The organism is Candidatus Thorarchaeota archaeon (genome assembly GCA_013388835.1).
Taxonomy (GTDB): Archaea; Asgardarchaeota; Thorarchaeia; order Thorarchaeales; family Thorarchaeaceae; genus JACAEL01.
In genome coordinates this window covers 29,293-39,848 of sequence record JACAEL010000053.1, presented here as the reverse complement: position 1 = coordinate 39,848, position 10,556 = coordinate 29,293, and the positions used below count along the sequence as shown (strand labels likewise).

The 10,556-nt window shown below is 55.0% G+C and carries 10 protein-coding genes; 1 reads left to right on the top strand and 9 read right to left on the bottom strand.

Annotation, left to right across the window (positions count from 1 at the left end; genetic code table 11):
• The 4 genes from HXY34_09200 to HXY34_09185 all read right to left on the bottom strand — a co-directional run.
• The coding region (locus HXY34_09200; protein NWF96307.1) for a hypothetical protein at window positions 1-515 on the bottom strand (515 nt) is incomplete at its 3' end.
• Window positions 516-628: 113 nt separating this feature from the next.
• Window positions 629-1,456: a competence/damage-inducible protein A gene (locus tag HXY34_09195; protein ID NWF96306.1), complete on the bottom strand. Its 828-nt coding sequence runs from the start codon at window positions 1,454-1,456 to the stop codon at window positions 629-631.
• Between the two features lies 1 nt (window position 1,457).
• Complete coding sequence (locus HXY34_09190) at window positions 1,458-2,102, bottom strand: HD domain-containing protein (GenBank protein ID NWF96305.1); 645 nt, start codon at window positions 2,100-2,102, stop codon at window positions 1,458-1,460.
• 30 nt (window positions 2,103-2,132) lie between these two features.
• Window positions 2,133-2,876: a TatD family hydrolase gene (locus HXY34_09185; GenBank protein NWF96304.1), complete on the bottom strand. Its 744-nt coding sequence runs from the start codon at window positions 2,874-2,876 to the stop codon at window positions 2,133-2,135.
• 80 nt (window positions 2,877-2,956) lie between these two features.
• On the opposite strand from HXY34_09185, the gene HXY34_09180 reads away from it, so the two are divergent.
• Window positions 2,957-3,991, top strand: coding sequence for a UDP-3-O-(3-hydroxymyristoyl)glucosamine N-acyltransferase (locus tag HXY34_09180; protein NWF96303.1), 1,035 nt, complete (start codon window positions 2,957-2,959; stop codon window positions 3,989-3,991).
• A gap of 322 nt (window positions 3,992-4,313) precedes the next feature.
• Here HXY34_09180 and HXY34_09175 read toward each other — a convergent pair whose 3' ends face one another.
• The 5 genes from HXY34_09175 to HXY34_09155 all read right to left on the bottom strand — a co-directional run bounded on the left by HXY34_09175 (window position 4,314) and on the right by HXY34_09155 (window position 10,480).
• Complete coding sequence (locus HXY34_09175) at window positions 4,314-5,273, bottom strand: hypothetical protein (GenBank protein ID NWF96302.1); 960 nt, start codon at window positions 5,271-5,273, stop codon at window positions 4,314-4,316.
• A gap of 26 nt (window positions 5,274-5,299) precedes the next feature.
• Complete coding sequence (locus HXY34_09170; GenBank protein ID NWF96301.1) at window positions 5,300-5,953, bottom strand: PIG-L family deacetylase; 654 nt, start codon at window positions 5,951-5,953, stop codon at window positions 5,300-5,302.
• Between the two features lie 317 nt (window positions 5,954-6,270).
• The gene (locus HXY34_09165) at window positions 6,271-6,957 is read right to left on the bottom strand and encodes a PIG-L family deacetylase (protein NWF96300.1); all 687 of its coding nucleotides are present in this window, start codon (window positions 6,955-6,957) and stop codon (window positions 6,271-6,273) included.
• A gap of 534 nt (window positions 6,958-7,491) precedes the next feature.
• The gene (locus HXY34_09160; protein NWF96299.1) at window positions 7,492-9,063 is read right to left on the bottom strand and encodes a (Fe-S)-binding protein; all 1,572 of its coding nucleotides are present in this window, start codon (window positions 9,061-9,063) and stop codon (window positions 7,492-7,494) included.
• Between the two features lies 1 nt (window position 9,064).
• A complete protein-coding gene (locus HXY34_09155) occupies window positions 9,065-10,480 on the bottom strand; it encodes an FAD-binding oxidoreductase (GenBank protein NWF96298.1) in 1,416 nt (471 codons plus the stop codon).
• Between the last annotated feature and the right edge of the window lie 76 nt (window positions 10,481-10,556).

Genomic DNA, 10,556 nt, shown 5'->3' with positions numbered 1-10,556 from the left:
CACCCATGCAGGGACCTGGTGGAACCGAAGATCACTTTGGTGTGGTTCCTGCCGTACCTCATTCCAATCGGTGCAGACATTCCGTCGCCAAGCATCATCATGTGTATTGCCGCTGCAGGCAGGAAGTACAGCCGTTCATATCCAGTGAAGGTGAAGAGTGCTGTCAATGTCGTGATTGAAACAGCATACCAGAGCGGGCCACGTACACTACCACTCTCGAGATCTTCAGGTCTTGCCATTGCGGCAAAGAACCTGCCGAATCGCTCGCTGTTGGCCAAGACCAGCATGATGACAAACGTGAGTGCCACAAAGACCGCGACCCACGGGTGCGGGTAATATGGCACACTCCAGATGGCGAATCCCGCAAAGAGGTGTATTATCTTCCGCGTGAAGTTCGGACCAAGCTGCAACTTCCGCCGTGCCACATCACCCACAGTGAGCACGAGCAGGGCATACAGAAGCGCTATGAAGTACACGATTATGTCATTCATTTCAATGGCGAATTGGAATTGCACACGGCAGACTCTCCGATGGGGCGGCGACGTGCACCCCCTGCATATACTTATCGGCATCCATCCAAGATGCATACAAGCAGACGATAATGAAGCTCACAATTGATGCATACGTATCATGTCTCGCCCGCAGGCATGGCAGGCAGACCTGACACCTCGGACAGTCTTCCGATTGCCTCATTCACCTTCCGCTCAGCATCCTGTGCAGACGCGCCACGGGCAGACATCCAGACCCTGAGGACATTCCCCCGCTCATACCGCCTAGGCATGGACTTGATGTATACTCCGGGGCACTCACGCATGACCACATCAATCAGAGGCGCAAACAGGCTCTCATCGTTCGTTGCGAACTGGACAACGGTCTCGAAGAAGACTCCTCGAACCCGCTCCCGAATCCATGGCAGCACGGAGTGTTCGAATATGGACTTCAGCTCAGGGGGCACACCGGGGAGACAGAACACGGTAGCATCGCCAACTGACAGTTGTACTCCGGGTGCCCCGCCCACCTGATTGTCCAGAGCCTTCGATCCCTCCGGAATGCACGCCATCTTTCGCCGCGCTGCAGTGTAGTCTGGAGTGTCCACGATGCCTCGTTTGAACAGCTGTGCGTACTGGCGCTTCACAATTGCCACAGCTGCCGGGTCCTCGACTAGGGCACGGTCTGTGGCAGTCGCCACTGCAAGCAGCGTCTTGTCGTCATGGGTGGGACCCATTCCGCCCGTCGTGATCACAATGTCGCAACGGCTCAACAGGAAGCGAAGCCCCTCGCCAATCTCACTCACATCATCTCGTACCGACACCACTCGGAGTGTTTCAGCACCCACTGATGCGAGCTGCTTCTCCATCCAGTTCGAGTTGGTGTCAAGTATCAGCCCGTCGAGCAGTTCGTTGCCAATGGCCAATATGCCCACGCGTAGCGAATCGAGCTGCGGTCGCTCAGTCATTTCAGGGTGAGACCTCCTTCCCAAGTGCTTCCACAGTCGCTCTGATGACTGAGAGGCGTTCGTATGCAAGCTCTCGTCCCGTGGTAGTGTGCATACTAGCAGCAATTCGATCCGCAAGACCCAGAAAGCCAACAAGGTCGTGATACCAGTCGGATATCGACCTGCCCGGTCTCAGCTTGATCCCCGCCAAGACATAGTGGAACAACCCCGTCACGCCGAGCTTGACTATCTTGTCCGCCTCCCAAAGGATCTGCGCCTCGAGGGGGGCAAGTGGCTCACCGAGGGTGAGACCCTCATGCTTCTGGATGATGTCGCAGATTGCAGCTGTGGTATCCTGCTTGTATCCGAGCCTAGTCAGTATGTCTCGGGACATCTCTGCACTGGCCTTTGCATGTTCCTTCACACCTCCCATAGCTGGCTTGGATATGTCATGTAACCATGCAGCAGGGACGACAAGGTCGATGTCCGCACCTTCGCGCTCCGAGATGTACTTTGCAACAGAAACAACCTGCGCGACATGGTCATAGCGGTAGTCAAAGAGGGGGGCTTCAGAAGACTCCTGCGAGGTTAGCCACTCTGCTCTTGCCGCCTGAGCAGTCGACCGCTGCACCATCGCTCTTAGCTCATCCTCGGTATTCGTGTTCATCAGTATCGCTCTGCCTCTGACTCTGGATGCTTAAGAAGTGGACTTCTTCGACACTAGACTTCGATACAGTCTCAGGGTGTTTTCAAGCAGGATGTCCTGCATCTCATCTCTGTGTCGCCCCAGAATACGCGCGCACTCGTCTATGGCGATGTCAATATCAGACGGTTCGTTCCTGCGTGTCGGGTCGGCACCCAAGACCGGACTGTCTGTTTCCACAAGGAGGTGTTCAATGTCCACTGCCTCGACCAGCTTCCTCTTCTGGGGCGACCTCACAACAGATGTGGGAACTGAGAAGTAGTAGCCATGCTCGCAGGAGGCTGTTCTGGCCAGACCGGCCCGTCCATCGAAGGCATGCATATGTACAGCTTCAGCACCGGCCCGATAGAGCACATCCAAAGCCTTGGCCCCTGCAGACCTGGAATGTACCTGAATGGGGAGACCAGCATCTGTAGCCTCAGCGATGAACTGCTTGAACAGGTCCTCTTGGAGTGCTCTGACAGAGTGGTCTCTTGTGCGGTAGTGATCAAGACCCGTTTCTCCAATGGCAATCAGACTCTTGCGGTTGCGGCGAATCCACTCAAGGGCGTCAGCACCCTGTCCAACCAACTCAGGATCGAGACCTACTGCAAGCGACACCGTATTGTAGGCGGAAGCAATGTCGAGAGCCTTGTCATAGTCTCTTGGGTCTATTGCGGAGGTAATGACATGAATCCCTGACTCTTCGGCTCTCCGAATGACCATGGCTCTGTCGCCATCGAAATCAGAGGACTCCAAATGGCAGTGCACATCGACAGCACGCATGGGGACCGATATGCATCAAGACTCGGCCTGCTTTGAATGTGGCGGTGCGAAGAATGGATGTGCAGTCAAGGGGTGCGAACAACGCCTCGGATGCTTCAAAAGGGGAGGACACCAAGACCATTGTGGTTGATATGTCTACCAGAGAACTGCTCGCGAAGTACGGAGTGCCTCTCGATTCAGCAGGGACTTGCGCTATCGAGAGTCTGAAGGCAAGACATGTGGCCTATCTTGCGTCGGACAAATACCTTGCCAAGTTGGTGTCCAATGAATCTGCATACGTGCTGGTGTACCATGAGATTCTGCCGCAGGCTCAACGGATCCCGGGTAACGTGTATGTGGAGACAAAGGACCCAACAGCCGCATTCGTTCAGATACACAACTCGTTTCATAGAGACCTGCGTTCGTGCACAGATGGAGAATACAAGCCTGCTACTGGGAAGGGGTGCGTCATCAGCTCAACAGCAAGATTCGGAAAGAATGTGGTCTTGGGGGACAGAGTCGTGATTCATCCCAACGTGGTGATTGGCAGCGACGTGAGGATTGGCGATGACACGGAAGTGCTGCCGTCAGCAACAATCCAAGACCGAACGACATTGGGTCGAAGGTGCATAGTAGAGTCGAATGCCTGCATCGGAGGCGATGGCTTCAGGATAGTCAGGGACGAAGATGGCAGGAATCACAGACTGGTACATCTTGGCGGTGTGGTCTTTGGTGACGACGTCGAGTTCGGCAACTGTTCATGCGTGGACAGGGGCAGTTTTGGTAACACAGTTCTTGGGGACAGGGTCAAGATTGACAACTTAGTCCACATCGGACACAACGCACAGATTGGAGAGGACACACAGATAGCAGCGTCCAGCTGCATAGGTGGGAGCACTGTGATAGGCAAGAACTGCTGGGTCGGAATAGGGGCCACTGTGTCAAATGGTCTGAGAATCGGAGACAGGGCGAGTGTCCTGATAAACGCTGTAGTCACTCGAGATGTGCCGGAGGGTACGACTGTTGCAGGGGTGTATGCAATGCCCAACGATGTATGGCGGCTGGTCATGAAAGACCGCGTGAAGAGGTTCATGTCAGATACCCAGTGATACATCGCTCTTCACATGAGCAATGGGACAAAGGCGACAGAACATGTTGCGCTACCGGGCAGCCAAAGACATCGACCAAGACAATCTCATGCTGCCGAATGGACATCCGAGTCCGAATATGCATAGGAATCACGTCACGAAGTCACTAGGACTTCGTTGCCCCTGTGGAGAGGATACCTGTGCCGGACTCGGTGGGACATATACAAGAAGGCATTGATTGGCTCCGTTGGGAGTCAGACCAAGCCCATCTAGCAGAGTTGTCGGGCGTTGGAGCTGAACAATGTACATGTCGCAACCAGATTGTATTCTCACAGACGCAACATCAGCGCAGTGTGGAGCCTTTCCCCCTCATGCGAGTTCGGATGAGACCGAGTACAGTCGATATCGGATTGCCACCTTCTCTGAAGAACCTCCTGACGTCCGGGTCGTAACATTTCCAGGTCCCCCGTTTCCACTCCATGAAGTAGCCACGCAGGAGCTGCGTCCCGTGTTGTCGCGTGACCACTCGCCGAAGCGCCCTAGTGACTATACCCCAGAAGGTCCTGCCACCATAGTAGGAAACGCGACCGAGTCGCAACACACCTTCAGGAGTCGTGTTGGTGCTTGGGCGGTCTTGAAGGACAGGCACGCAAAGCACGTCCACGTCAAAGCCCATGGCTAATGCCTTGATGTTGTAGAAGGTGTCGGGACAGAAGTCCCAGTACTCGTGTGTCTGCCGGACCACGCTCCACCTCACCACCTTGCCCGTGTTCATCGGCTGGGCCGCAACTCTAAGAGCCCACTCTCCAATCGGATAGCCAGACACTGCGCCGAGTTGTGGTCTGGACTCCAAGATGTGACACATCCTTGCAAAGTAATTTGGACACGGTGTGGTATCAACATCCAAGATGGCGAAGTACTGTACTCCCAGACGGTCTATCCGATCGCGTACTCGGCCCATGATTGCTTCGTGAGTCTTGCCGAGTTTGTAGAAGTTGCCCTTCTTCTTCTTGGGCATCCGTTCAATCCACACCTCCAGCTCAGGGTGCGCTCTCGCTTCACGCTCTATCTGTTGGAAGGTGTCGTCTGTTGACCCATCTTCCATCCATAACCAGACCCTGGGCCGCTTCGTCTGACCAAGAACGCTCTGAAATGCCTTGGACACTCTGCCAGACTCGTTCCACACATTGGTAACAAGGACATACTCTGCAGACACCGGGCCCGGCGAGCTACACGACCCGGTGCAGAAGGCGCAGTACCGGTGGAAGTCAATGCGCATTTCTTCGGTCCAGGTCATCTTCATAGTCAGTCCTCTTAGCACACTGCATTCTATTCCAGGATCCATGTGCCCTTGACCTGTACAAAGGCCTCTGCATACTTGGTGTCGATGTACACTCCATTCGTCTTCAGCTCCGACCAGAAGAGGTCGAGGTCAAACCAGTTCTTCCTCAGCCTGAACTGAGTCTTGTAGCATGAGATGGCACGCATCTTCAGACGTGCCTCCTCTTCAGACACGGGGACAAAGAGATTCGGGTTGAAGTCCTTTGAGGTGCCTATGACCGGGTACTGCAATACAGTCACTCCATGCCGAGTCGACATCCTGAGTGCCTCTCTTCCAATGGTCTGATGGTCCTGATGGAAGTCGCCCGCATGCGGCGCAATCACTAGGTCCATGTCGTTGTCCGCACGAAAGGTGTACATCTTATCAAGAATCTCCTGCCTGTGAGCCTCCAGATGTTTGTTCTTGTACTCAAGGTAGTGTACATCATCTATGCCAAGCAGCTTCAATGCGTTCCTGTCTTCCCGTTCGATCTCACCCTCGGGAAACTCAGTGCCTACCAGAGTGTCATTGCAGCTTGTGAAGGCGAGATAGGTGACCCTGCAACCCTGTGCACTCAGTCTGTGCAACAGAATGCCTGCTCCGAGGACAGCATCATCGGTATGTGGTGAGAGCACCAAGGCTCTCTTTGACCGGACTCTCATGGTTTTTCCACGTGGTCGTTCGGGCTTCTGCAAGATAATAACCTTGTGCGGGAGAGCACGACTCCAACTGATGCGCGCCCGCCTCACGAGAGACATGGCGTGGCGGATTCATGTGTACGTCTGTGTATACGACCCAACTATCCGAACTGCTGGGTACTCCACTGAAGAGGTCTCGCCCCGCACTAGCATCGTAGATGTCTGACGAAGTGGAACTGACGACGGGTTCTCAGAATGCGATTACTCCTGTAGCCCGTCACAGACAGTCAGGCGCACCGAACAGACCGCAAGAGGACGACAAGAGCGTTCGACCCACAAGTCTAACTGTGATGCGCCTTCCGCCCAAAGCCACAGACAACCCCTCGGTGTAGTGAGAATGCTTCTGCATATGGCGCGCCGCAGTGATGCCCATGGTATCCCATCACGGACCTCACAGCGTTGATTGTGAAGTACCCTCTTCGTTCGACCTGCGATCGATAGAGGCTGAGCATCTCCATCTTCCTCTCCACATCATCCTCAGCGAGAGGAAAGAAGACCTGTGGAACAAATCCGGGGCTGCTGCCAGCCACTTCGTAAGACAGCACAGAGACGTCGGTTCTCATGAAGGCCCGGAACGTCTCTTCGGCCACGACCTTATGGTCTTGATGCAGGTCCCCGGTCCACAAAGTCAGGACAAGGTCGAAATCGTCTTTCTTACGCAGTGCATAGATGGTTTCTAGTATCTCCTGCCTGTGGTTGGGAAAATCACGGACAGGCAACTCCAGGATAGTCAGGTCCTTGATTCCAATATGGTCTGCGGCGGCCCGGCACTCTGTCCTCAGCACATCCAAAGGGTACTTGCTGATATCAACGCTCTTCTTGCAGTCGCTGAAGACCAGTGACTTCACTTTGGCTCCGCTCTCCACAAGACGCCTCACTGTCGCACCCGCGCCAACCTCCATGTCATCGGTGTGCGCCGACAGCACCAACACATTGTCAACATCCCATATCATAGGATCATTCTCCATGAGTCGCAACACACACTGATGGCAGCGCCAGCAGTAGTGAGCCCTGCCAAGATCCCTACCCTGATGTTCCGATTGTCACCAGCTCCACAAGTGAAGCACGGGACTCGGGGTCAATCTCGTGGGGCGACACCAGGCTCACTTCCTGAGGGCTGTCGAGTGCTACCAAGACGACCTCGGCTCAGGACGTCTACATTCGGACATATAAGCCCAACACCGTTCACTCTTGGTTGGACAAGGTTGGACATGCACGCGATGCCAACGTGGTCCGTCAAGGGGCGGCACTGTGAAGGAGCACACCTTGACGACTCGTCAACTGTCGAGCAGACCCCGGGAGTAGTGTGACCGCGCAGACACACACATGCATCACACTGCGTATGTACAAGACTGTCCAAACTCGCGGCAGCAGCTGCCAACCCTGCACACCTAGGCATATCCGGCCTCCGTAGGAATCGGCAGTTGGAGTCGCAGTCTGCACAGACAACATGGTGTTCCCGTGCATCTGGACAGGAGACTGCCGTGTCCCATGCGAGAGCACTAGATGAGCCCAGCCTTCTGTGCGAACCTCCTGTAGCCCTTCATCAGTAGTTTGACTATGTTGAGGCGGAGGACGAACCGAATCCATTCGTCATGGGTTGGCTCCTTGAAGAACAGACCGAACTGGTGAGCATAGTCGTCCTCTCTTTCGAAGGCCACGAGCTTACGCACTGCCCCCGGTGAGAAGGTGAGCTCAACATCGGGATTCTCTGCTCTGACTGGGACGACCTCTATGGTGTTCTTTCCAGTCACAAGCACATGGAACCTCTCTCCCTCGACTTCATAGTCGATGACCGCTTCCTTCTTCAGACCTTCAAAGATCCTCGGATGTTGTCTCAAGTACTCCATGAAAGTGCTCTTGAGTGTGCTCGCCGTGGCAGAGTGTCGTGTCCCAGCCCCCTTGTAGGATGGCAGCAGAAAGGTGGGCAGGTCCAGGATGGTAAGCGAACTCTTCTTCAGCTTTGCACCGTCGGTCAAGCCGCGATGACAGAAGGGACATGCGGTGACAAGGACCGTAGCACCTGTCGCTTCCGCCTCTGCGATTCTGTCCGATGCAATCTGTTCGGACAGGCGGCCATGACTGTTCTTCACCCCGCCTCCAGCCCCACAGCAGTGAGCGTATCTCTTGTTCGTCTCCATCTCGACGAGCTGCACGTTGCCGACGGACTGAATGACCCTCCTAGGAGCCTCGTAGACTTCAGCATGACGACCCAAGTGGCATGGGTCATGATAGGTGACTCTCAGAGGAACATCTGACGCAAATGAGGCCCTACCTTCCTGGATGAGCTGGTCGAGGTACTCGGTAATGTGCAACACTTCAAAGGGATAGTCATAGCCCTGCTTCTTCACATCGACCTTCCAGGTCCTGAAGCAGCCTGCACATGCCGTGACAAGCTTCTTGGCCCCGGCCCGTTTCACCGCTGCTATGTTGTGTTCCGTGAGCGCTGCGAATGACTTGGTACGACCCAGCCGGAGAAGAACCGAACCGCAGCACCTCTCATCGGGCAGTACTGTGAAGTCAACCCCTATCTTGGTGAGAAGGTCCACGGTGGTCCGGGCGATCTCCTGTTCTCGATATGCGCTCGTGCACCCGACGAAGTAGACTACCTCAGCGGTCTCTGGCCACACCCGGTCGCCAAACAGACTGAGGCGAGACTCTGCTGGCTCCTTGTACGGATTCGCATAGTTGATGACCGACTGCTCGACCTCGACGTGCTTCGGCATTTCGAATCCATTGAGAACAAGGTCCTTTCTGAGCGCTTCAATCATGTCAGGAAGATGGATGCCTTCAGCAGTGGCTGTACATGTCTCCTGGCAGTTCTTGCATGTGGTACATGTGTATGCCCAATCGACCACGTCTTGGTTGATCTCAAGGTCTCCGCTGAGCAGGTCGTTCATGACCATGATTCTTCCGCGGGAGGCATAGGCCTCGAATCCCAGGACATTCTTGACCGCACACGGATGGAAGACATCGCGGTCCGATGCGACTGTCTTGTCTGCCAGAGAGCAGTCACCGCACCTGCCGCAGAGAAACAGCTCCTCCTGATACTTGGCAAGGTTCTTGAGTTCCACATCAGTCACCTCCGGTGAAGACCATAGGACTGAACACACCCCTGGGGTCCAGCGCCTTCTTGACCGCCCAGTAGGTATCCATGAACTCAGACCGGGTCTTGGCCAGTGCGCGTTTCTCCCACAGGAGCCCATTCCAGTAGGGACAACCGCCGGTTGCAATCACAGTGTCAAGCATCTCATTCCATGCCCTGAGTCCCAGGTCCATCTTGTCTTTCGTGGGCACGAATATGGTGACCCATCCTGTGGCATATGTCCTCTCTGAGCCCAAGCAGCTGGCAATCCACTTGATGCCATTCTTGAGGAGCTTGTGTCTCTCGAAGATGGCCCAGACACCCTTCATCAGCTTGGGAATTGTGGGGATTGGTCGGAGATGACATGTGTTCAACCAGAAGCCATTGTTATACAGTGGCTGCACGAGATTGAACAGCTCGCGCCAGTGCATCTGTGAAGCGAAGTTGCCCAGGTCCTTGCCTCCATGCGCGAACGCTATCTCTCGTATGATCTCCATCTTCCTCTTGGCCAACACTTCATCGGTCTCTTGCACAATCGAGGCGAACATCGAGTGTATCTCCGGGTGGCTGTCTAGGAAGCCCGGGAAGAACGTGTCCGTCGACTGTCGGTCCGCGAGGAGGTTCAACTCCTCCGTGAGACCTCTCTTCTGCACTTCATGGAAGGCGGCCACTGCGTTCTCCAATGTCTTGAAACCAAAGTCCCCGTAGGTGATGTGCGTTGCCTTTGGATATACCTTCAGCGTGACCTTTGTCTTCACTCCAAGCGTTCCATGGTCACCGAGGAATAGTCCTGTGAGGTCGTTGTACGTGGAATACCTGCCGAACAGCTGCGCGTCAGGGTTCCATCCCGTTCCAGTACGAAGGACTCGTCCATCTGCAAGCACAACCTCAAGAGATACGAAATTCTCCGGAGACGGTCCGTACTTGGATGCGGCATAGCCTATGCTGTTTATGCTCACCGAACCTCCCACTGTGCCGACATTCCCTCCGTAGGGACCCCTGAAGCCCAGCTTGTAGCCCCTTTCGTCAAGTCTGTGAATCAGCTCAGCCCATCGGAGACCTGCCTCGACAGTGACCGTCATGACATCCTCGTCCAGCTTCACAATCCGGTCCATCTTGACAAGATCTAGCATTACCGCATTGTCAGTCCTCGGAAGGCAGGCGCCGCATATGCCATTCCGTCCTCCCGCTGGCACAATGGGCGTGCCGCGCTCTGCACAGAGCTTCACTATTGCCTGTACTTCCTCCACCGACCGTGGCATGACGACGATAGCTGGTCGTTCTGCTGTCAAATGGCACGCGTCCCTGCTGTACGCAGAGATGATGACGGGATTGTCACTCACATTGGGCTCGCCGACAATCGAAGCGATGTCAGCATGCAGAGGGTGAACCGAGTTGGTTGCCACAGAAGTCACACGCAGACCTCACACTGAGGGTGCCATGCCGAGTATAAGTAATCGCCGATTGGACAAGACCGTATCG

What these genes read in the sequence shown, in the direction of transcription:
- HXY34_09195 (NWF96306.1), bottom strand. Translation starts at nt 1,456, where the DNA reads ATGACTGAGCGACCGCAGCTCGATTCGCTACGCGTGGGCATATTGGCC.
- HXY34_09190 (NWF96305.1), bottom strand. Translation starts at nt 2,102, where the DNA reads ATGAACACGAATACCGAGGATGAGCTAAGAGCGATGGTGCAGCGGTCG.
- HXY34_09170 (NWF96301.1), bottom strand. Translation starts at nt 5,953, where the DNA reads ATGAGAGTCCGGTCAAAGAGAGCCTTGGTGCTCTCACCACATACCGAT.
- HXY34_09175 (NWF96302.1), bottom strand. Translation starts at nt 5,273, where the DNA reads ATGAAGATGACCTGGACCGAAGAAATGCGCATTGACTTCCACCGGTAC.
- HXY34_09180 (NWF96303.1), top strand. Translation starts at nt 2,957, where the DNA reads ATGGATGTGCAGTCAAGGGGTGCGAACAACGCCTCGGATGCTTCAAAA.
- HXY34_09165 (NWF96300.1), bottom strand. Translation starts at nt 6,957, where the DNA reads ATGGAGAATGATCCTATGATATGGGATGTTGACAATGTGTTGGTGCTG.